The sequence below is a fragment of the Halovivax ruber XH-70 genome (assembly GCF_000328525.1).
GTDB lineage: Archaea > Halobacteriota > Halobacteria > Halobacteriales > Natrialbaceae > Halovivax > Halovivax ruber.
The window spans coordinates 593,866-615,160 of record NC_019964.1; the positions used below are offsets into that span (position 1 = coordinate 593,866).

The following is a 21,295-nucleotide window of genomic DNA, read 5'->3' on the forward strand; positions in this document are numbered from 1 at the left end:
CGCCTCCGAGTTACTCCGCTGCCTCGTCGTCGCCCTCGCCGAGCAGTTCGTCGATGGCGGTCGAACCGGACTCGGTGACGGTGGCGTTGATCTGGCTCACATCGTCTGCGATCTCGCGACCACGAACCGTCACACGGCGTCGCTCGCCGCCGCGACGCTGGTGGTAGCCGGTCCCGGATTCGCGCATCATGACCTCGGTGAGCGACGTGCCAGTCACGCCGGCGTGAAGCGGCCGGCCGGTCTCGTCGGACCCGCCCGTGATCTCGAGCGTGTAGCCGTCGAGGCCGAGTGCACCGCCGTCGACCTCGTCACCGATCGACTTGCCCATGAATCGATTCGCGTCCTGTCCGTCGGCTTCGAGCTGGTAGGCCAGCCCCGAATCCGGGTCGCCGACGACGACATTGAAGGTTGCCATGCGTGGGACAAGTCGGCGGTCGCTCAAAAGGACATCGAACCGAGCCGACGGCTCGGGGCATCGGTGACCCCAGTCTCTTGTGCAGGGCCCTCACATTTCGCCCGGCTACAGGCGTCGAACGCGGTCGCTATCGAACGTTCGAGCCGGAATCGAACCGGAAAACTACAGTCGGGGCAAGAATGCGTACAGCAACAGGCCGAACGCGAGGTGCTGGACCATCGTGCGCTCGACACGACCTCTGACGGCGTCTTCGTCGTCGATCGCGTACTCCTTGGTGCGAACTTTCGCGTGCATCGAGAGTACTTCCTCGTCCTCGAGTGCGTGCAGGCTCGGGTAGACGGTGCCAGGGCTGAGCTGCGTCCCGAAGAACTGGGAGAGGTCCGAGAGGAGCTCCTTGCCGTGGGTCTCGCCGTGGAGCGAGATGAGCATGAGCAGGACCTCCTCTAAGTTCTCCTTGACGATGGCCTCGTCGAACTGGACGTCGTCCGTCGGCAGCGCGCCGCGAACCTGCTTCATCAGTTCGTCGATGTCAGCTTCGATATCGTGCGTCGCATCCTCGACGGTGCCGATCGTGATATCGTACGATTCAGTCGAATCTGCGCCCTGAGTCGCCGTAGCGAGCTCCTCGAGCACTGAGTGCGTGTCGTTGGGGGTCGTATCGCGCATAGTCCGATCACCTGTCGGGGAACCATCGTTCGACGGAGTCGAAGCGACGGTTCGCTCCCGAAGTATCACAGCAGATGAACCCACGGGTTATAAAAAATATGGCCATTCCTAACCCCAGATGTCCAGCGAAATCCACGATCTAAGCACATTCATCACTTATCCGGACAGATCCAACAGAAGCGTGGGAAAGTTGGGCCGAAAATGCGTGGATCGGTCACGATTCAAGTGTGTTCAGGGAACATATAATATTTCGTTGACCGGCAGTCCGATTCCGGCAGTTGACGACGGAATGGGTGGAAGGAAGGCCGAAACATCGGTTTTAGTCACGCACCGGGAGTGCAACTCAGCCACTCGACCGACTGGTTCTAGCAGAGATACAGTCGGATCGAATACATGATGTGAACGTATACTGTCTCGGTTGGCTGGAGCGATCCGCCGATCGGATCCCGATCGAGTGCTCAGTCCGAAAGCGTCGAATCGTCACGAATGACGCTGACGAGCTGGCCGCCGCCGTCCTCGTTGTCGTCGGACTCGTCGTCGATGCGCCGGTCGACACGGCGTTCGGCCATTCGGGCCACCATGACGTGTTCTTCCAGATCGTCGCCGTTGATTCGAGAGATGTACTCGAGCGACTGGGCGTGCGCGCCAAAGAGCGTCCCGGAGAGCGATTCGAGCGGATACTCGAGCGTCGTCGGTTCGTCGTAGCGCTTGTTGTGGATCTCCCCCATCGACAGGCCTCGCAGGTACGAGATCATCTGCTCGCGCACGAGCGGGCTGATCCAGCCCAGATCCTCGTAGTACCGGAGACAGTTGAGCGCACCCGTCGTCCCGAACGTTTCTCCCAGAAAGCGCGCCCACTTGATCGTCGCATCGGTGCGACCGACCGACTGCTCTAAACTTTCGAGGAGTGGTGTCGATTCCGTCATAGTGGCGACCAGACTATCCAACTAGAGGACAAGGCGGTCAAAGTAAGTTCCCTCCGTATCGAGCCCTGAGTCGAGTCTCGACACTGGATCCCGTGACTGGCCACTGTGGGCGGACGATCAGACGCTGATAACCCCACTGACGACGTGGCCGGTGATAACCGCGATGATGGCTCCGAGCCAGGTGAGAAAGACGAAGTTCACGAGTCCGGAGATGAGGTGACCACGGTCGGTCAACCGGATCATGACCGCCGACAACGCCGCGTTGATCAGGATCGTCGCGATCAGCAGATACTCGATCATCATCAGGTTGTACTGGCCCGTCTGGAGGAGGTCACCGACCATTTGCTGGTCGAGGTCCATCTCGTTGGTGATGTCCATCATGACTTCGACGACTTCGAGTCCGATGAAGAAGGAGAACACGGACGAGGCCGTAATCCCATAGAGAACCCCAGTCAACGTCGTCGTCGCTTGCTGGCGCTTCTCTCTGACCTTGAGGACGTGGCTCTGGTTTGTGCTGATGAGCTGGCCCAGCAGTTGCGGATTGCCACCCATCTGTCGGCCCATCACGTACATGTCGCCGAACTTCTGGATCAGGTACGAACCAGTTTCGGCCGCGAAAAGCCGCCACGAACGGACGTTGTCGACGCGCATGTGGAGACGCTTGTACAGGGCGTCGACGTTCTTGGTGAGTGCCCCGAAGTCTTTTTTTCGCAGCGAGGAGAGAACACTCGACGTAGACGTCTGTTTGACGCTCTCGACCGACCCGAGCGCGCGGATGAACGAGGGGAACTCCTGATCGCGCTCTTTGACCTTCTTCTCCTCCTGGCGCATTCGCCAGCCGGGGAGCAACAGCGGCGTGACTGGAATCGCCGCCATGACCGGCGTCGGAATGCGATCCGGTGCGATCGGGGTGATCCCGAGGAGGACCGCGAGAACGACGACGCCAAGGAGGAGACAGGCGCCGAACCCGACGACGAGCGCCTGCGGGATACGCTCAGTCGGCCCGCCGCCCGCCGTCTTCTCGATGTACCAGACGGGGTCGTACGGCGAGACGACGTGGATCGCGTAGACGAACGCCGCCTGAACGATGGAGAACATCAGGATGGTCGCCCCGATCAGGAGTGTCGGACTCATTCCGATCAGGATCGGCAGCACGATGGCGAACACGAGGATGAACGCCATCGAGAGCATCATCGACATGTACAGCTCTTTCATCACGTCGAGTTTCGCCAGGTCCGACTCGTATCGGGTGGTAAACTGCTGAATCATCGAATCTTGCTCCTCGACGAGGAACTCGCTGATCTCCTGGCCGGCACCGACGGTGTAGGCGAGTCGTTCGAGGAAGTCCGAGAGGAGCGGACTCGACACCTGCTTCGCGCGCATTCGGCAGGCGTCGTCCAAGCTCTGATTCCAGGTGTCGACCAGCGCGACGAGGTAGCCCATCTCCTCGGCCAGCGCCTGGTACTCGTCCTCCTCGGCGAGGATCCGGAAGATTTCCACCCGGTTGATGTTCGCCATCGAGAGGACTGTGATGTGCGTCAGGAACAGGTGAAATCGCTGTCGAACCTGCTTCTTTCGGCGGTCCTGGGAGAGCTTCGGATAGATGATGGCAGTGGTCAGCGCGAGGAAGCCGAACGCCACGAGCGGTCCGGCGACGAACAGGGGGAGCCCGATCACGAACGGCGCGACGAGCGCGCCCACGAACAGTCCAACCGCGGGCGTGATGACGAGGAGAATGTACCGCTCGATCGACATCCCCATCGTCTCGTACGCGCGGTAGAGCGAGAACAGCAGCGACCGCGCACTCAGATCCGGCTGTGACTGGGTCTCCGTGGACATGGTCAGGCGAACTGGTGCATCCCGGTGGGCTGTATGGGCAGCCCTTCGATCCCGTCACGCTGGAAATCGGCGATCGCCTTGTTGACCTCGTGATAGCCGAGCACGTCCGCGTCGATGAGCTGGCGGATGATCTCCGCTCGCTTGTCGAGTTCGTCGTAGATCTCTCGCGTGTCCGCGTAGCCCAGCAGCGTCGCGATCTGTTCTTCCAGAACGAACGAGTTGTTCCGCCCGGTGAAGACGATCTCGTCGTCGCGGGGATCCCAGCGGAACGCCTGTCGGGTGACGACACCACCCTCGTAGTCGGAGTAGCCCTCGATCTCCTGGACGGAGGTGACCCGGCGTAGGACGTCGTCGCCCTGCTTGACGCGGTTCTGGAAGAGCGCGACGTCGCAGTTGTCCATGAACGTCTCGGGGACGTTGATCGGCGCCCCCGTAAAGCGCTGGATCATCGAGACGATGTCACTCGCGTGGAAGGTGAGCATCACTGGGTGGCCCGTCTGGGCAGCCTGGAACGCCATCTGCCCCTCCGCTCCCCGGACCTCACCCACGACGATGTAGTCGGGGCGCGATCGCAGTGCAGCGGCGACCAGATCGAACATGTCGACGTCGGCGCTTTCGTCGCCCGACCCTTCCCTGGTGAGCAGTTGCTGCCAGGTGTCGTGCGGCGGGACGACCTCCGCGGTGTCCTCCGCGGTGTAGATCTTCGAATCCCGCGGGATGAACGACAACGAGGCGTTGAGCGTCGTCGTCTTGCCCGACGCCGTCTCGCCGACGACGAAGACCGTCTGTTCGTTCTCCAGGCAGAGCCAGAGGTACGCAGCCAGCTCGGGGCTCAGGGTACCCCAGTTGGTGATCTGGAAGACCGACAGCGGGATCTCCTCGCCCTGTCGGATGGTCAGCGACGGCCCTTGCACCGAGACATCGTCGGAGTAGATGATGTTGATACGCGAGCCATCGGGCAGCGTGGAGTCGATGATCGGATCCGAGTCGCTGACCGGGTGGCTCATCCGTTCGCCCATGTTTCGTAGCCACTGTTCGAATTCTTCGGGCGACCCGAAGTCGACCGTGGCGCTGATCATCCCGTACGTGCCGTGATCGAGGTAGCACTGCTTCGGCCCGATCACGTGAATGTCCTCGTTGGCCGTGTCGGCCATGACCGGTTCGAGAGGGCCAAGTCCGACGATGTCGCGCTGGAGCTGGTAGCGCAATCGGTCGAACCGCTGCGGTGAGATCGATATCTTGGTCGTTCCGAGGGATTTGAGGCGGCCGATCGACTGACCGGTGATCCCGCTCGTTATCTCGACAACTTCGTCGAGAAGCGCATCCAGGTGTTCCTCGAACTCCTCGTCGTTCGTCGGTGCCGGCCGGGTGACGCTCTTGTCGAGGATTCGCTGGCGGATCCGGTCGTACAGCTCCTTGTCGGCCTCGTCGAGCGTCGGTTCGACGCAGTAGTAGGTCGTGTCGATGCCGAGGTCACCGTAGACGTGACAGAAGATGGGGGCCTCGGCCTCGTAGATGACGTTCGGCCGGTGTGACTCCCACTCCCCGCTCGGTTCGTCGATCAGCGCGGGATACTCGGTGTACTCCTCGTAAAACCACTCGAGGTGCTCCCTGAGGTGCGGGTATTCGGTCGCCAGGTCGTCGAGTTCGTTCGAGAGTCGTGTCGAGCCAAAGTCAGCCATATTAAGCCACCGTCCTGCTCACGATCGAGAGTCCACGGCCCTGTTGGACCGAGTAGCCGATCGAGTCGTCGACCGGATTTTTCATGTTCTGGAAGCGACGCACCCTGACGTTTCGCCTGATCTCCTGCCCGACCGAGTTCGTCTCGAGCTGGAAGTAGACGTCGACCACGTTCCGAAGCGGCCTGAGGGCGTCGTCGCCGACACTCGTCGGGTCGACGGTGAAGATCACCGTCTTGTCCTGCTCGGTCACCGACCGAAGGAAGGAGACCAGCCGTTGCAGGACGTGGTCCTCGTCGCCAGTGCCGGCGACGGACTCGTAGCGAGGATCGTTGCGAAGCAACGCCGAGAGGCTGTCGACGAAGACGACGTCGGCTTGCCACAGCGTCGTCGCCTCCGTAAAGCGCGTGAGGAGTTCCCGCTGCTGGCCATCGTTGTGAGTGTCGATGTCCGCGTGCAGGAACAGGAGCTGCTCGCCGAGCAGGTGGTCGACCACGTCGTACGACAGCGAGTGCATCTGCTGGACGAACTCCCAGGAGGCCAGTTCGGTCGAGATGTACGTCACGTAGACGTCCTCTTCGGCCATGCCGTAGGAGAAGCGCTGCGAGATGGCGCTCTTGCCCGCGCCGTCTTCTCCCTCGACGAGCACGATCGATCCCTGCGGGATTCCGCCGCCGAACGCACTCTCGACGCGATCACTCCCCGTCAATCCGAGCGGGTAGTGGTCCACCACGCTCAGGCACCCCCGTAGTAGAACTGGAACGTACTCTCGGCGCCCCTGACCGACAACTGGACCCGGTGCTCACCGGCGTCGAGTGGTGTTTCGAGCGTGATATCGACGGCTGCGACGACGCCGTCACGCCAGACTGGCTCCTCCTGTGGGGTGATAGAGATGTTGTGGGTCGGGATGTACTCTCCATCGACGAGCACGTCCAGTTCCGTTCCGTCTTGGGGAATCGTCCGGTCACCAGTGTTCTTGACGAGAAGTCTGAGTGTCTCGTTCGAGTCACCCACGATCGCACCGCTGCCGGGATCGCTGATGATCTCGAGATCGGTGTCGATGTCCGTACTGACGTCGTCGCTCGCGGAATCGACCGAGTTGGTGAGCCCGCCGACAGTCGTGACGAGGGTACCGGCGACGCTCGCGGCGACTAACATCGCCGCGATGAACAAAATAAGCGTCGAAATCGACTCGCCCGCCATCAGATCCCCTCCGTGACGGTCTCGGCGACACCGTTTCCGGTGATCACCTTGAGTCGATTCGGTTCCGTGTCCCGGTCGATGGTCAGCTCGAGCAACTCGCCGGGCTGGACGAGCGTTCGCGCCGAGTCACCCTCGACCGCGCGATCTGATTCGTTCCAGTCGGTGACGAGTCGCCCGTCGACGAGGAGATCGACGTGTTCGACCGAGAGCGTGGTCGAGCCGGTGTTCGTGACGTTCACGGTGAGCGTCTCGGTACCGGAGTCGTACAGTCCCTCGACCTGAATCGCCGTGTTTCTGACCTCGAGCGCGCGGTCGTCGCGCTGTTCCATCGCGGCCGACTGACGCTCGTAGGCCGTCTCCATCACCGGAAACACCATCCCGATCGCGACCAGTACCCCCAGAAAGAGGATGACGACGGCCGCACTGGAACTAAATCCCATTGGCTTCCCCCCAAACTGAACGGCGCCAGTCGGCCGAGGCGGACCGACACCGCTGGCGACGATCTCGACGCCGGCTCGAACGATATCCGACAGTGCCGACCGACATCAGAGTTCCACCTCCGCGCTGGCCTCGTGGACTTCCTGGAGCTTCATGATGTACTCGTAACTGTCGGCGTGGTCCTCCGCGGTCAGTTCCTCCGGCGTCCGTTCGGGATCGACGTGAATGTCGAGGTCCGGCCCGCTGAGGACGGCCTCGAGATGCTGGCGCACGTCGTCGTCGATCCAGCCGATCTCGTGGTAGTACGAAATCGCACGCAGTGTCGCAGACGGTCCACCGGTTCGGACCAGCTCGGTGAGCCACTCGAAGACGAGGAGATCTGCCGCATACGTGTCCGCGAGCGATGAGAGCGTGACGTCCGAGTCGTCGGCATCCGCATCGTCGTCCTCGGTTACGTCGGTAGCTTCTTCCCCAGCTACCTCGTCGGTCGCCTGCACTTCGACGGACGCGTCCGTCGACGTCTCGTCGGATTCGCGGTCTGCATCGGCCGGTTTCCCCGGCTCGTCGTCGAGTTCGTCTTCGAAGGGGATTCGCTGTGGCTCCCCGGCACCGTCCGCCTCCTCGACTGCCGATCGAAGGTCGTCGAAGGAAATCGAGGCTCCACCGGTTTCGGTGGTCTGCTGGTTCAATCCGAACCCTTCCTCGTGATTTTCGCCGAAGACGCCGAAGCCCTCGGCCTCCTCGCCCGCTCCGGTGAACGGGTTGACCTGTTCCGTCAGTCGATCGTAGACGCCGAGCAGGCGCCGGACGGTGTCGTTTACCTCCTCGATGTCGTCGCTGACGCTCTCCTGGGCGTCGCGAATCGAACCGAGTCGGGTGCCGTTTCGCTCGAGTTCCTCTTCGAGCGTCTCGATACGGTGGTAGAGATCGTCGACCACTTCGTCGTCGTCGAGTTCGTCCGAATCCGGCCGGTCCTGGTCGAACGAGGAAGTGGACTGATCGGTGCTCGATGTGTCGGTCGCGTCCGCTCCACCTCCCTGTGCGGCCTGGGCGTTCGCCGGATCACCGGTCTGGCCCGCTGGCTGCTGTTGGCCGGCCGCGGCGCCCGGCTGTTGGCTCGCCTCGGCGCTCGGTTCGCCGGGAAATCCCTGGCCCGCCGGATCCTCCGTGACGGCCCCCTGTGTGCCGTCCTGCTGCTGTCGCACCTGCTCTCGTTCGCGACCACGGCGGCCACCCGTGTTCCCGAGCAGGTTCTGAAAGAGCTCCCTGAGATTGGCTAACGTTAGATCCATAGGCGTGTGCGCAGCGAGCGAGCGTGAGCGTCGAAGTGGGGCGACGCCATCCCTGTCGCGCGAGACGAGTTCATCTACCCATCCCTACCGATACCATCCCTAAAGCCCTACGTGAAGAGTCGGCCGCCGATTCGGCCCGTGTTTCGAGCCGTGAGTCGAGGTTCGATTCGCCGAGTGAAGTGATACGGAGGTTAATAGAAGAACGAGAGAACGTCTTCGTCGGGGTACATCCCCAGATACTGTGATGCCATACGACGCAACCGCTCCCGGCGATCGACGGACCGACCGACGGCCCGTCGCCACTTCCGCGGGGTCGAACGCCGCGGACGCGACGGGGACTCCCCGTCGACGCGGGCTGCCCGCACGGGCGGCAGCGAGGCCGGCCCGACCGGCACTCGATCGGTCGCGTCACGCATGCAGGGTGTACATACAATGTTCGAAAAACTAACAGACGACGAACAGCGCGGTCAGGTCGGTATCGGTACCCTGATCGTGTTCATCGCGATGGTGCTGGTTGCGGCGATCGCAGCCGGCGTCCTGATCAACACGGCAGGAGTACTGCAGAGTCAAGCATCCGACACCGGGTCCGAGACCCAGGAGGCTGTCGCGAACCAGATCGAAGTTATTCACGCGAGCGGGAACGTGAGCGGTGGCAGTGCAGTCGACATGGTTAACATGACGGTCATGAAGTCCGCCGGATCGAACGCCATCGACCTTACGTCGATGACGCTCCAGTATACCAGTGATACCACTGACACGACGTTGACGCACGATAATACGAACGGACCGGATGCAGAGACGTTCACGACCGAGAATTTGGCCGGTGAGGACGGTGACGAGACGGAACTCATCAGCACCGACGATCGCGTCAAGCTCACGCTCAACGTAAGCGCGATCCAGGGTGACGACGGTCTTGATGGTGGCTCCAGCGCCACGGTCGCCCTCGTCGACCAGTCCGGTGCGCAGTTCACCTACGGCATCAGTGTGCCGTCGACCTTCGGCAACAAGGAAGTCGTGGAAGTCTAACCGAATAGTTTCCCAACCGACGACCGATCACCGATTCATTTTTCGGGAACTCGTGCGACGCGCCAGTGACGACGATGCTCGATTCCCCGACGACAGAGCGGAGCCGTCGAACCGCTCGTTTCCGTCCTCGGCCGATACCCCTACAACGATCGCCGCCCATCGAAGAGGTAGCCGACCCCCATGACCGCCGACCACTCCGACGACGGCGTGCTCGACCCCGACGATCTCCAGTTAGACCCGGACCACGTCGAGCGAATCGAAGACAATCGGTTCATCGTCAAACCCGGTGACTCGGACGATCGACCGGCCGCCGGTGATGCGTCGTCACCACTCGACACGGACAGCGCTGCTCGCGACCCCGATCCGGTTGAATCGCTCGACCCCGATCCGACCGGTGCACTCGCCGCCGATCCGGCACCCCACGGCGTCGATATCAGTCTGAAGACCGACGGCGAGGTGGCCCGCCACCGGAACACGTCGGCCGACATCCGTGAGGTGTTCGCCGACATGATGGCCTGGTACGCCACCCAGCTTGACGAGGACGTGACGCCGATGGAGGCCCTCGAAGTGCTGATTGCGACGACCGATCTCGACGAACGGATCTGAGTCGCTTTCGCAGCCCCGGTTCCGTGCCCGATACGGCGCTCGATATCGAACGGACCTATTTCCGTCCGAGAAACCGATCACTCCGTATGTCAGTAGACGGGTCCGATGCGACCGCCCACACCCGCCGGCACCTCCTCACAGGGATCGGTGGGCTCAGCGCCGCCGGGATCGCCGGCTGTCTCGGCGATTCTGCCTCCGAGACGAATCGCGAAGAAATTCGCCCGGCCGAACCGCCGATCGCCCGCGAAGGGACGCCGGCGGAGTTCTACTACTTCCTCGAAGAGAACGGAATCACCGTCGAGAAACTCACCAGGGGCGACGATATCCTCTACCTCACCTATCAGTCGGGAGCGGATACGATACCGGAATCGAACGACGAAATCGGAATCGTCTATCAGGTGTACAAAGGTGGGCTCGTCGATCGCGGCTCCGACATCAGCTTCCTCAATTGTGAGATAGCCGCTCCGTTCGACGACCAGGCACATGGCTGGGGCGTCAGAACCGAGTGGATACACGAGCACGACGGTGAGAGTGATAGCGGAGACGACGAGACCAACGCTACCAACGAGACCCAGTCATCAGGTGACCGGGATCTGCAAACGCTCTGGAACCTGATCCTTAACTCGAAGGTGTACGGTGACGAGGGGGACGACGGTTCGTAGGAACGTGACGGGGGCAGTCGTCGGCCGATCGGATCCTCGCAGGACCCAGCCTACACGCTGACGTTGCAGTGTCGAATAACGTCCTTTTTCCCCGTTCGGCACTCACGTCGTCGTATGCCGACCGACCGCGAGGCGTTTCTGGCCGGAGACCGGCCGGACGACGTCGCCATCTACATCGAAGACGACGCGATCGACGACGAGACGAAACTCGAAGACTACGGCGACCGGGTCGCCGACGGCACCCTCCTCGTCGTCGAGGGCGAGCAGGGCCGCAATGCCTTCCGTGCCGCGACCGGCCTCGACGCGATGGCCTTCGCGAAGGAGGCAATGGGGACCGAAGGCGAGATCGCCGAGACGTTGACCGACGCGACCTGTCCGGAGCACGGTGACGGGAACGATGACGACGATACACACGACCTCAAGTTCATCTTCGCCTTCAGTGAAGAGCAAAACGAGGACGTCGGCGGGCTCTACGCCGAAGGCGACGTCGTTCACGCCTATGCGCGATGTACGTGCGGCGAGGCGTACTCGGACAAGTGGGTCGTCGAAGAGTGAAATACACAGCTGGGCGAGAACACTTGGCGTGAGTGGGACTCCCGGCGGTCGTTCCCTCCCGTCGGCTGCGAGTTTCGCTACCCGGTCGCCTGTACAAGGTCGACGACGCCGAACGTGACGAATGCGACAAATCTATTTCCCAGTGCTTGCTGTAGCACGCACCCATGAACTCCGTCGGAACCGGCACGTCGACCGAGACCGGATTCGGCCTCTCCGGACGGGACGCCAGGGTTATCGGCGGTGCCACCGGCCTGCTGCTCGTGACGATCGCCGTCATGTACGTCCTCGCGATGACGCCGCTGGCCGCCCTCAATCGACAGCTGTTCGCGGCCCCGATCGTCGGCGTCCTCGTCTACGGGGTCGCGATCGGCGGCGGCGAGTACGTCGCCGAACGGGGCGTCGAACGCGGCAACCTCGGGATCGCCGCGCTCGGAACGGCGATACTGATCCTCGCGTTCGGTACCTTCGGCGCGGGCGTCCTGGCGATCGCCCCGCTCGACCTGCGCGTCGAGATCCTCGCCATCACGGCCCTCGTCACGGCAGTGCTCACCGCCCTCATCGCCGCGTACGTCTACGGACGGGCCAAGTCGTTCGCCGCCTGGGGCACCTACGCCACCTACGCGTTCCTCGGCGGTATCGGCGCCATCGCGATCGGTACCTTCGTCCTCTCGCAGCTCCTGCTCGTCGGCTTCGTCCTGCTCTTCCTCGGATTCTTGCTGCGACTCGGCTGGGAGATCTGGCGCGTCCGCGAGAACGCGGTCGCCTCGGCGACGATCCAGGCGATCGGCGTCTACGTGGCCATCGCTGGCGTCTTCGTCCACGTCCTGCAGCTGGTCCTGCGGTACGTGCTCTCGCGGGAGTGAGGAAGACCGGTAACCCAACTGTTATTTCGACCCGTGTGTACATCGGTGTATGCACACACCCGACACACAGTCCGTCGACCCCGAGACGCTCGCCCGCCTCCCCGAGTTCTACCACCCCGTCGTCTCACCGGACGGCAGTCAGGTGGCGTTCTACTACGACGAACACGGTCGGAACGACCTCTACCTGTTCGATCGAGAGCGTGGGAGCTACGAGCAGGTCACCGACGGGGAAGCACCGAGGAGCGCGCGCTGGCACGTCCAGTGGAGTCGGGACGGAAGCGGCGTCTACTTCCACCAGGACGACGCCGGCGACGAGCAGAACGACCTCGTTCGGGTGACGGCAGACGGAACCGTCGAGCCCATCGTGTCGGTGGACGGCCAGGCCATCTTCATGGACACGACGATGGACGGCCAGACGGTGCTGTACGGCAGCGACGAGGGAGAGCAGATGAACCTCTACCGGTACGACACGGCGCGTGACGAGCGCCAGCAACTCACCGCCTACGAGCATCCGGTCATGTACGGGGCGTTCAGTCCTGACGACGATCGGATCGCGTACGCCACCAACGAATCGGACGCCCTCGAGAACCGAGACGCGTACGTGATGGCCGCCGACGGGAGCGAGAAACGCCGCCTCGACATCGGCGAGGACGGTTCGGAATCGACGGTCAGTGGCTGGTTCCCCGACGGTGAACGGGTACTCGTCTCGGACAACGCCGCCGATCTCCGTCGCGTCGGGATCTACGCGCTCGCGACCGACGAGATCGAGTGGCTTGGCCTGCACGAGGCCGAAGAGGCCCCAGCGGCGATCTCGCCAGACGGCCGGTACGTCCTCGTCTCGCGACAGCGCCGCGGGGCGACGATGCCCGTCGTGTACGATCTCGAGACGGACGAGGCGACCGAACTGGCCGTCGCGGAGGGAGTCGCCTCGATCCCCGGCGGCCGGACGAGTGCGTTCGTCGACGACTCGACGCTCGTCTTCTCTCACTCCCGCCCGGACGCGCGCAAGGAGCTGTACGAGTACGACCTCGAAACGCACGAGTACGAGGTCCTGCTCGAAGCGACCTACGGCGACGTCGACCCCGACGCCTTCGTCGACGCCGAGTACGTCACCTACGAGAGCGAGGACGGCCTCGAGATCGGCGGGCTGCTGTACGATCCCCGAGACGGACCGGTCAGAGCAGGCGACGAGACGGCCGTTCCGGGCGTGGTCCACGTCCACGGCGGCCCGCACGCGCGGTCGTCGAAGGCGTTCGGCCTGATGGCCCAGTTCCTCGTCTCCCGCGGCTACGCGGTCTTCCAGCCCAACTACCGGGGGTCGACGGGGCGTGGTCGGGCGTTCAAGCAGGCGATCCTCGGCGACTGGGGCGGGATGGAGCAGGCCGATGTCGCCGCGGGCGGCCGGTGGCTGATGGACCAAGACTGGATCGACGCGGACCGGGTCGCCGTCTACGGCGGCAGTTACGGCGGCTACTCCGTCTACTCACAGCTGACGCGCTACCCGACGCTGTGGACGACCGGCATCGCCTCGGTCGGCATCACCGATCTCCACCGCCTCTACGAGGAGGACATGCCCCACTTCCAGTACATGCTCCGCCAGCAGATGGGCGATCCCGAGGAGAATCACGAACTGTGGCGCGACCGGAGCCCGATCGAACACGTCGACGAGATCGAACGGCCCATCTACATGATCCACGGCGTCAACGATCCCCGCTGTCCGATCGAACAGGCCCGAATCTTCCGTGACGCGCTCGAGGAACGCGGCTGGACCGAGGGTACGGACTACGAGTACACAGAACTCGGCGAGGAGGGCCACGGCTCGACGGACATCGAACAGAAGGTCCGCAAGTTCGACCTGCTCGGCGACTATCTGCATCGGCAGCTCTGACCTACGTCGCCACTATTGCTCCGCGACTCTGACCCACGTCGCTACTACTGTTCCGCGACTACCTGGAACGGTGGCTCTAGCCGGCGTCGACGCTACTCCTCATCAGGCCGATCGGTTTCTACCACGGCTTCGAACGCTCGAAGGATGACGCGTTTGGTGACCGCACCGCGGGTCGTCCAGTGGTTCGCGTAGTCGAGCATGTCGTCGTAGATGTCGGGTTTGCAGCCCGCGGCCTTCGGATGACCGCCGCCGTTGACGCGGTCGGCGACCTCGTGGCAGCGGTCGAACGTGTCCGTCCCGCGGATCGAGGCACTCCCTGCGGGTTTGACGACGACGGCGGCGTCGGCACCCTGTTCGCGAAGCGCCTCCGCGACCTCGTTCTGCGAGCAGCGGCCGTAGGTGACGCCGACGGTGTAGGGACCGACCGCGTGGAACTCCGCGCGGTCGACCGCGTACTCGATCAGGCGCTCTTTCTCGACGCGACGCTCGGCGAGGAACTCGCGCACCCACTCGGGCAGGTCGGCGCCGTGTTTGCGGACGACCTCGACGTACTCCTCGGGATCGGTCCAGTACGCGTAGTCCGCGAGATCGTCACTGCGGGAATCCTCGCGGATCCAGAGGTCGTGATCGCGCGTGACGGCGACGAGATCGGTGAGGCGATCGTCGAACGTGGTCTCGAGCGAACGTGCGACGACGTCGGCGCTGCACTCCTCGTCGGAGTCGCCGACGACGAGGTCCGCCCCCGCGTCCCGGACGGCGGCCGCCACGTCGTCGTCCCACTGGTGGTGGTCGTACCAGCGAACCGAGTCGGCGACGTTCACCGCTGCCTCGAGCTCGTCGGCGACGTACTCGTACCGGTCGGGTGCGAGATCACAGACGAAGAGGTCGACGCCGGATCTGGCGGCACCGGCGACGCGACCGAGGGCGTCCTCGACGTCGTGGGGACTCGCCGGCACCAGCACCACGTCGTGTGGACCCGGCTCGGGGGCGTCGATCGCCTCGCTCGGAGCGTCAGAATCGATCGCCTCGGCCGGGGTGTCGTGATCGGATGTCTCTGCCGAGGCGTCGGAAGCGGACGTCTCGACCGCCCCGGCGCTGCCGTCAGCGTCGTCGGTCTCGCCGTCGCTTTCGGCGTCGCTCTCGTCGTCTCTGGCATCCAGCTCCGGCAGTTTCAGCACGTCGTCGTAGGCCTCGCGGATCAGCGCGACGCAGGCCAGCCCATCGGCGTCGGGATCGGCGACGACGACACACTCGGCGTCGGCGACGGCGGCTTCGATGCGGTCGCTCTCGAGGTCGGCCTCGAGATCGTCGGGGAGGAAGAAGCCGGCTCCGGGGAGCAGACTCCGGCGCGCCGGGTCGAGATCTGTCGTGTCGAACAGGTCGTCCATGCGCTCCGTTCGCGGAGCGGGGAGAAGAACTCGGCGGTCTCCGGTCGGTCGGTAGTGTGATACTCAGAGTTCGGCTTCCTCGTCCGTGGCGAGCTGGCGCACCGTGAGGACCGGGACCGACGACGTCCTGACGAGGTGTTCGGCGACGCTCCCCAGGAGCTGGCGGTGCTCGCCGTGGCGACCGCGCGTGCCGGCGACGATCAGGTCGGCGTCGATCTCGTCGGCGTGGGCCCGGATTTCGGCTTCGGGTCGCCCGTCGCGGATGGCCGTCGAGACGGACTCGGTCGCCACCTGCTGCTCCAAGGAATCGAGCGCCGTCTCCGCCTGCGACTCCAGCGCGGCTCGATACTCCTCGCGGAGCGCCTCGGGAGTGGACGCGAGTTCACCCGTATCCAGCACCGTCACCGCGTGAAGGTCGGCGTCGAAGCGCGCTGCGACGTCGAGGCCGACGTCGATGGCGCGCCTGACGCTTTCGGACCCGTCCGTCGCGACGAGCACTCGCTCGAACATAGCCGTGGGTTCGGATCGCCCGCCCATAATTCCTCCCGTCCGCCTCGGCACTGCTCCCTGGCCGACAGTCCTCCGTCCCGGTATCTCCCACGCTGCTCGACTCGATCGCCGCCGAATCCCTCGGCCGAAGAGGGACCTTTTTGATCCCGGTCGACGCACCCTCCGGCATGGACGACACCGCTGCGCTTTCGGTCGAGACGGTGCTCGCTCCCGTCGACGGCAGCGACGCCTCGACGGCCGCGGTCGACGACGCCGTCGAACTCGCCGACCGCTACGACGCCACCGTCCACGTCCTCTTCGTCCTCGGTCGCGAGGTCGTCCTCGGGATGGACGCCGACGCCGTCGAGGAAGCCGACGTCGCCGAGAGCGTCAGGACCTACCTCGCGGACGTGCGGTCCCACGCCGACGACCGGGGCGTCCCGATCACCACGTCGACGGTCCACGGCTTCTCGCGCGAACGAAAGACGACCCACCCGGGAAGCGTCGTGCTGGACACGGCCGACGACGTCGACGCCGACCTCGTCGTCGTCCCGCGGCCCTCGACCGACGGCCCCGCCACCGTCCTGGAAACCGTCGCCGAGTACGTGCTGGGCTACGCGACCCAGCCGGTGCTCTCGGTTTGAGGAGCGGTGGAATCACCAGCACGCACACGGGTCACCGTCGCGAGGTGAGAATCGATACCGCCGCCGATCAGGCCGGATCGAGCTGGATCGACATCTCGATGTCGAATCGTTCCGTGCCAACGGATTCGAACCCGGTCGATTCGTACAGCGAGATCGCCGGGCTGTTCCAGCGTTCGACGGTGAGCCAGACGTGTTCGATCCCGACTGCGGTCGCTTCACCGAGGAGGTGTTCGAGCAGCGCGGTCCCGACGCCCGCTCCCTGATACTCCTGTAAGACGAAGATCGCGAGTTCCCACTCGTAGCGACCCGGGTCGTCGAGTGCGCCCGACTCGTCGGTGTCGGGGACGAGGACGGCGTGACCGACGTACTCGATCGACCCGGTGTCGGCGCTGGTGGCGTCTGCGTCCGCGTCGTCGTTCCGGTCGGCGTCGGTAGCAGCGTCGGGCGTGGACGCGTCCGGTGTCGTTTGGCCGGCTGTGGCCGAGGCGGTCGGCTCCAGCGGCCGAACCGCGACGTTGACACCGGTGTCGATCAGTGGGTCGAGCCAGTCGCGGATCTGTGCCTCGCCGGTCGGCGGGATGCCCTGGGCCCGATCGGCCGGGTTGAAGCGATCGTACATTCGCGTGAGCGAGTCGTGGACCGCCCCATCGGTGGCCACCCGTTCGATCGCGAGGTCGCGGCCCTCGGCGTCGGTGTGCGTCGCGGGCGGGGTCGGAAACGGCCCGGCGGGTTCGTCCGGGTACCGTCGCGAGCGTTCTACGTTCATCGGATGAGGGTGACCGGCATCGAGGCGTTCAACAGGACGAACTCCGTGATCGGGCCGAGGCGGATCTTGCCCATCGGCGTCTCGGTGCCGCCGCCGATGACGACGTGGTCGAACCCCTCCCGTTCGGCGAGCTCGACCAGCGCCGGGCCGGGATCGCCCTCGAGTTCGCGGATATCCGCGTCGAACCCGGCCGCTTCGAGGGTCGCTGCCGTCTCCGACCGCATCTCCGCCGGCGACCGCGGGGCGTCGGCTTTGTCCAGGATAGCCACGACCAGCTCGTCACCGACCGCGCTGGCGCGGTCGATGGTGGCCTCCAGGGCCTGGATCGATTCGTCGGTCCCGCCGAGGCCCAGCAACACGTTCATACTCCGCGTTTGCGGGGCCGGGGGAAAATAATTGCGGGGCTGCGAATGGAGCGTCGTTCACCGCGAGTGTGCGGTGGGCGGCGGACGGGCTGCCATCGGGCACAACGGGGTGCGCTCGGCTGGAAACGAGTACTCGGCGTCCGGCCGTCGCTCACCCAGACAGGAACGCGGCGGCGACGATCCCGATCGCCAGTCCGATCGAGAGGCCGAGCGCCGGGTCGTCCATCACGACGCCGAGGAGGAGGCCGATCCCCGCGCCGACGGCGATTCCCGCGCCGACCGTCTCGCCGTCGGGCCGATCGTCGGAGCGTGGCATGGCAAACTGGACACCGCAGCGGCGGAAAACCCCTCCGCTGCGTCTCAGCGCTCGTAGCAACTGAACGCTATCGAATCGCCTGAAGCTCGAGTTCGGTGGGCTGGTCACCGCGCCCGGAAACGGTCACCGACAGGGTGTTGGGGACAGTCCGCGCGAACGCGAGTCGGACGAGCACGGAGACGGGCGTGATCGCCTCGCCGCAGAGGTCCTCGGGTGGGGCGGTTCGCGTCACGGCGAGCGAGACCTGGGGACGCCCCGCCTCGTCGACGGTCGGCTCGTCGTCGAGTTCGAGGGCGTAACAGGTCTGGGGCGCCAGCGCCCGGACGAAGAGCAGTGTCTCGCCGTCGTCGAACGCCGTCTCCGAGACGAATGCGCGAACGGCGTCGGCGTCCGAGCCGGTGGCAGCCGTGAACGCCGCATCCGCGGCCGATCGTGAGGCCAAGTAGACTCCCCAGACGTCCGTCTCGTCCCCACTATCGACGGTCGGTTCGACGACGTAGTCGCTCACCGCGTAATCGGACAGTTCGATCGACGAGTCGTCGCCAGACGAGTCAGTTCCCGAAGAGCCGTCGTCGGACTCGTCGCCATCGGATTCGTTCGATTCGGTCGGGCTATCGCTGGAGTCGTTGCCACGTGGGTCGTCGGGCCCGGCCGGCCCACCGCCGGAACCGATGCGGTCCCGAAGACAGCCCCCGACCGTCGCCGCGAGGAGCGTTGCCACGCTGGCGAGTGTTCGACGGCGGTGCATACTCGGTCAGTGACCGCTATACTCGACAGCGATAAACCGCTTTGTGCGGGTCATCGAGTCTGTTCAGTTTGCGAGAGCGAGAGTCACGAGAGGCGTCGCCAGACTCGCTGGACTAATATAGCCACTCCGACAAGACAGCGTATGGAGTCGATCGGCAGCGACCTCGCTCCCGTGCGCGGCGCGGTTTCTCGACGCCGCGTGCTCGCGATGGGTACGGGCGCACTCGCCGTCGCGACCGCGGGCTGTACACGACTGAGCGAACTGGTCGTCGATCGTATCGTCGGCGACGTCAACGTGTTCAACACGACTGACGAACCCGTGACCGGCTCGCTCACGCTGACCGATCCGAGCGGCGAGACACTGCTCGATACGGAGCTTGACCTGACCCCGGACGGGGACGACGGGATCTACGAGGACACGCTGACGACCGCCGGCACGTACGCGATCTCCGTTCTGTTCGAGACGGATGACGGATCGGCGTCCGGTGGCGACTCCCGGACGATCGAGGTCAGTGACCCCGACGAAGAACACGTCGTCGTCTTTCTCGGCCAGACCTACACCGACCAGCCGGTCACGATCGAGGTCGTCGAGGACTTCGCCGAACTGGAGGGGACGATCGAGGGCGACGGTCGGTCCTGATCGGCGTCCACAGCCACCCGGCGCGACCTACCCCCCGCGCCGGTGACGCTCGGGACGCGTTTTCGCGTCCGGATCGTACAACCAGTAGAAGGCCGGCACGTAGGCGAGCCAGGCGAGAACGTACGCACCACCGAGCAGGAGGCTCCGGGTGTCGAACGCCTGGACGGCACCGTCGACCAGCCCGATGGCGAGGAGCATCGCGACGAGCGTCGGCGCCGAGGGATTCTCGAGCCAGTCGTAGACGACGCCGACGAGCGATCCAACCACGTACGCCAGTGCGTACCGGCCGACGGCCGCGCCCGCGGTGTAGAGCCAGAAGTAGACCGTCGCCGTCGCGCCGGGATCCAGCCCGACGAGACTCGGGCCGAGGCCGACGAGTTCGACCGACGTGAGCAGGCGCCCGACGAATACCTCGCGGACCGACAGCAGACTCACGACGGCCAGGATCCCCGTCAGGAGGCCGACGACGCGGCCCGCCTTGACGCCGGTCCGTGCCGGATCGACGCGATCGATCGAGACGTCGCTCATGCGTGGGGCGAACAGTGCCGGAGTGGCAAACGGGGTTGCAGCCGGGGTGGGTGCCTGCGCGATAGCGGCCGCGGCGGGTCGCGGCGCAGTACCGGCCACGGCGGGTGATGACGCGGTAGCGGACGCCGCAGGTGACAGCGCAACACCCGCCGAGGTTCGACGATGGTCACTGCAGCGTCACTGCGGTCCCGTAGGCGATGACCTCCGAACTGCCGCCGGCGATTTCCGAACTCTCCATACGGACGTTGACGACCGCGTCGGCGCCCATCGCCGCCGCGTCGTCGGTCATCCGGGCGATGGCCTCGTCGCGTGCATCGGTGAGCAGTTCGGAGTACGCCTTGAGCTCGCCGCCGGTGATGTTGCGGATGCTCTGGGTGATGTCGCGGCCGACGTTTCTCGCCTTGACGGTGTTCCCGCGGGCGATGCCGAGTGCTTCCTCGATCTCTTCGTCCGGGATCGTCTCGGTCGTGACTATCTCCATGTGAGAATAGTAGGAGAACCAAACAGTTTATCTTTGCTATGCCGTGCTAATCCGTTCGCCAACACGTTCGACGATCGCCCCTTCGGCCGACCCATCCGTCGAGGGGCAACGTGGCTGCCTGTGGCCGGTCGATTACGCGACACCGAGTTCGTCCAGCAGCGTCCGGGCCGCCGCGTGCGAGGATTCGGGACCGCGGCCAGTGACGAGGTCGCCGTCGACTTGCACCGAGGTGTCGGCGTCGAGTTCGGCGTCCCAGTTCGCGCCGACGGCGCGGACCTCGTCTTCGACCCAGTAGGGAAGTTTTCGCCCGTCCGGCAGCAGGTCTCGGTCGTCGACGATCCCCTCCTCCCAGGCGTTCGGAAAGCCGGTGACGGTTCTGTCCGCTGCGAGGAAGTCGCCGTCGGCGTCGCGCGTAAACGCCAGGAGCCCCACGGCGTGACAGACGACGAGCGCTTTGCCATCCTCGCCCGCGACGGTCTCACTGAGGAGCTCACGGGCGTGGTGATCCTGCGTCACGTCCCACTCGACTCCGTGGCCGCCGGGGAAGAAGACGGCGTCGTAGTCGTCGGCTACGGCGTCGGCCAGCGCGATGGGATCGGCGAGGCGCTCGTCGGAGTCGATCACGGTCCGGACGTGCTCGGCCGTCTCCTCGCCCACCTCGTCCGGGTCGAGCGACATGTCGTCGACGACCGGCGGCTCACCCGTGGGGGTGGCGACGGTGATCTCGACGCCCGCGTCGGATAGCGTCGTGAGCGGGTCGACGCACTCTTCTGCCCAATAGCCGTGCTCGCTGACGACGAACAGAATTGCAGTCACGCGAGTGACCACGTCGCGGAGCAACATAATACGTAGACAGCGTGACGACGAGAGCAC

The 21,295-nt window shown here is 64.8% G+C and carries 27 protein-coding genes; 8 read left to right on the top strand and 19 right to left on the bottom strand.

Features of this window, described 5'->3' with window-relative positions; genetic code table 11:
* Positions 1–10: 10 nt before the first annotated feature.
* From HALRU_RS02680 to HALRU_RS02725, 10 genes are all read right to left on the bottom strand, one after another.
* Positions 11–415: a 30S ribosomal protein S6e gene (locus tag HALRU_RS02680; protein ID WP_015299872.1), complete on the bottom strand. Its 405-nt coding sequence runs from the start codon at positions 413–415 to the stop codon at positions 11–13.
* Positions 416–577: 162 nt separating this feature from the next.
* The gene (locus tag HALRU_RS02685; RefSeq protein WP_015299873.1) at positions 578–1,081 is read right to left on the bottom strand and encodes a PadR family transcriptional regulator; all 504 of its coding nucleotides are present in this window, start codon (positions 1,079–1,081) and stop codon (positions 578–580) included.
* A 458-nt stretch (positions 1,082–1,539) separates the two neighbouring features.
* Positions 1,540–2,007: a FlaD/FlaE family flagellar protein gene (locus HALRU_RS02690; protein ID WP_015299874.1), complete on the bottom strand. Its 468-nt coding sequence runs from the start codon at positions 2,005–2,007 to the stop codon at positions 1,540–1,542.
* A gap of 117 nt (positions 2,008–2,124) precedes the next feature.
* Positions 2,125–3,846, bottom strand: coding sequence for an archaellar assembly protein FlaJ (gene flaJ / locus HALRU_RS02695; protein WP_015299875.1), 1,722 nt, complete (start codon positions 3,844–3,846; stop codon positions 2,125–2,127).
* A 2-nt stretch (positions 3,847–3,848) separates the two neighbouring features.
* Positions 3,849–5,528 carry a type II/IV secretion system ATPase subunit gene (locus tag HALRU_RS02700; RefSeq protein ID WP_015299876.1) on the bottom strand — a complete coding sequence of 560 codons (1,680 nt, stop codon included), beginning with the start codon at positions 5,526–5,528 and terminating at the stop codon, positions 3,849–3,851.
* Position 5,529: 1 nt separating this feature from the next.
* A complete protein-coding gene (locus HALRU_RS02705) occupies positions 5,530–6,258 on the bottom strand; it encodes an ATPase domain-containing protein (protein WP_015299877.1) in 729 nt (242 codons plus the stop codon).
* A 2-nt stretch (positions 6,259–6,260) separates the two neighbouring features.
* The gene (locus HALRU_RS02710) at positions 6,261–6,728 is read right to left on the bottom strand and encodes a flagellar protein G (RefSeq protein ID WP_015299878.1); all 468 of its coding nucleotides are present in this window, start codon (positions 6,726–6,728) and stop codon (positions 6,261–6,263) included.
* Complete coding sequence (locus tag HALRU_RS02715; protein WP_015299879.1) at positions 6,728–7,168, bottom strand: flagellar protein F; 441 nt, start codon at positions 7,166–7,168, stop codon at positions 6,728–6,730. The genes HALRU_RS02710 and HALRU_RS02715 overlap by 1 nt, the downstream gene beginning before the upstream one ends.
* A 105-nt stretch (positions 7,169–7,273) precedes the next feature.
* Positions 7,274–8,458: a FlaD/FlaE family flagellar protein gene (locus tag HALRU_RS02720; protein WP_015299880.1), complete on the bottom strand. Its 1,185-nt coding sequence runs from the start codon at positions 8,456–8,458 to the stop codon at positions 7,274–7,276.
* A gap of 191 nt (positions 8,459–8,649) precedes the next feature.
* Entirely contained in the window at positions 8,650–8,874 is a 225-nt protein-coding gene (locus HALRU_RS02725) for a hypothetical protein (protein ID WP_148680408.1), read from the bottom strand.
* A gap of 16 nt (positions 8,875–8,890) precedes the next feature.
* On the opposite strand from HALRU_RS02725, the gene HALRU_RS02730 reads away from it, so the two are divergent.
* The 6 genes from HALRU_RS02730 (at position 8,891) to HALRU_RS02755 (ending at position 14,058) form a co-directional block, all read left to right on the top strand.
* Positions 8,891–9,484: an archaellin/type IV pilin N-terminal domain-containing protein gene (locus tag HALRU_RS02730; RefSeq protein WP_015299881.1), complete on the top strand. Its 594-nt coding sequence runs from the start codon at positions 8,891–8,893 to the stop codon at positions 9,482–9,484.
* 180 nt (positions 9,485–9,664) lie between these two features.
* The gene (locus HALRU_RS02735) at positions 9,665–10,090 is read left to right on the top strand and encodes a DUF7500 family protein (RefSeq protein WP_015299882.1); all 426 of its coding nucleotides are present in this window, start codon (positions 9,665–9,667) and stop codon (positions 10,088–10,090) included.
* Between the two features lie 86 nt (positions 10,091–10,176).
* Entirely contained in the window at positions 10,177–10,752 is a 576-nt protein-coding gene (locus HALRU_RS02740) for a hypothetical protein (RefSeq protein WP_015299883.1), read from the top strand.
* 114 nt (positions 10,753–10,866) lie between these two features.
* The gene (locus tag HALRU_RS02745) at positions 10,867–11,307 is read left to right on the top strand and encodes a DUF5807 family protein (RefSeq protein ID WP_015299884.1); all 441 of its coding nucleotides are present in this window, start codon (positions 10,867–10,869) and stop codon (positions 11,305–11,307) included.
* 164 nt (positions 11,308–11,471) lie between these two features.
* The gene (locus HALRU_RS02750; RefSeq protein WP_015299885.1) at positions 11,472–12,170 is read left to right on the top strand and encodes a hypothetical protein; all 699 of its coding nucleotides are present in this window, start codon (positions 11,472–11,474) and stop codon (positions 12,168–12,170) included.
* Between the two features lie 49 nt (positions 12,171–12,219).
* Positions 12,220–14,058: a S9 family peptidase gene (locus tag HALRU_RS02755; RefSeq protein ID WP_015299886.1), complete on the top strand. Its 1,839-nt coding sequence runs from the start codon at positions 12,220–12,222 to the stop codon at positions 14,056–14,058.
* Positions 14,059–14,150: 92 nt separating this feature from the next.
* On the opposite strand, the gene HALRU_RS02760 is transcribed toward HALRU_RS02755, so the two are convergent.
* Complete coding sequence (locus HALRU_RS02760; protein WP_015299887.1) at positions 14,151–15,446, bottom strand: DHH family phosphoesterase; 1,296 nt, start codon at positions 15,444–15,446, stop codon at positions 14,151–14,153.
* Positions 15,447–15,509: 63 nt separating this feature from the next.
* Complete coding sequence (locus HALRU_RS02765) at positions 15,510–15,956, bottom strand: universal stress protein (RefSeq protein ID WP_015299888.1); 447 nt, start codon at positions 15,954–15,956, stop codon at positions 15,510–15,512.
* 167 nt (positions 15,957–16,123) lie between these two features.
* Here HALRU_RS02765 and HALRU_RS02770 point away from each other — a divergent pair, with 167 nt between their 5' ends.
* On the top strand, positions 16,124–16,579 hold the full coding sequence (locus HALRU_RS02770) for a universal stress protein (RefSeq protein ID WP_007699416.1): 456 nt from the start codon (positions 16,124–16,126) through the stop codon (positions 16,577–16,579).
* A 67-nt stretch (positions 16,580–16,646) separates the two neighbouring features.
* Here HALRU_RS02770 and HALRU_RS02775 read toward each other — a convergent pair whose 3' ends face one another.
* From HALRU_RS02775 to HALRU_RS02785, 4 genes are all read right to left on the bottom strand, one after another.
* The gene (locus HALRU_RS02775; RefSeq protein ID WP_015299889.1) at positions 16,647–17,345 is read right to left on the bottom strand and encodes a GNAT family N-acetyltransferase; all 699 of its coding nucleotides are present in this window, start codon (positions 17,343–17,345) and stop codon (positions 16,647–16,649) included.
* Positions 17,342–17,710, bottom strand: coding sequence for a universal stress protein (locus HALRU_RS02780; RefSeq protein WP_015299890.1), 369 nt, complete (start codon positions 17,708–17,710; stop codon positions 17,342–17,344). Before HALRU_RS02780 ends, HALRU_RS02775 begins: the two co-directional genes overlap by 4 nt.
* A 151-nt stretch (positions 17,711–17,861) precedes the next feature.
* The gene (locus HALRU_RS15550; RefSeq protein ID WP_015299891.1) at positions 17,862–18,026 is read right to left on the bottom strand and encodes a hypothetical protein; all 165 of its coding nucleotides are present in this window, start codon (positions 18,024–18,026) and stop codon (positions 17,862–17,864) included.
* Positions 18,027–18,093: 67 nt separating this feature from the next.
* On the bottom strand, positions 18,094–18,747 hold the full coding sequence (locus HALRU_RS02785) for a hypothetical protein (protein WP_245547774.1): 654 nt from the start codon (positions 18,745–18,747) through the stop codon (positions 18,094–18,096).
* A 168-nt stretch (positions 18,748–18,915) separates the two neighbouring features.
* Between HALRU_RS02785 and HALRU_RS02790 the strand changes: the two genes are divergently transcribed.
* A complete protein-coding gene (locus HALRU_RS02790) occupies positions 18,916–19,413 on the top strand; it encodes a hypothetical protein (RefSeq protein WP_015299893.1) in 498 nt (165 codons plus the stop codon).
* Between the two features lie 27 nt (positions 19,414–19,440).
* Here HALRU_RS02790 and HALRU_RS02795 read toward each other — a convergent pair whose 3' ends face one another.
* The 3 genes from HALRU_RS02795 to HALRU_RS02805 form a co-directional block, all read right to left on the bottom strand.
* Positions 19,441–19,941, bottom strand: coding sequence for a hypothetical protein (locus HALRU_RS02795; RefSeq protein ID WP_015299894.1), 501 nt, complete (start codon positions 19,939–19,941; stop codon positions 19,441–19,443).
* Between the two features lie 166 nt (positions 19,942–20,107).
* Positions 20,108–20,422, bottom strand: a complete 315-nt coding sequence (locus HALRU_RS02800; RefSeq protein ID WP_015299895.1) for a YbjQ family protein — start codon at positions 20,420–20,422, stop codon at positions 20,108–20,110.
* Positions 20,423–20,554: 132 nt separating this feature from the next.
* Positions 20,555–21,238, bottom strand: coding sequence for a DJ-1/PfpI family protein (locus tag HALRU_RS02805; RefSeq protein WP_148680409.1), 684 nt, complete (start codon positions 21,236–21,238; stop codon positions 20,555–20,557).
* Between the last annotated feature and the right edge of the window lie 57 nt (positions 21,239–21,295).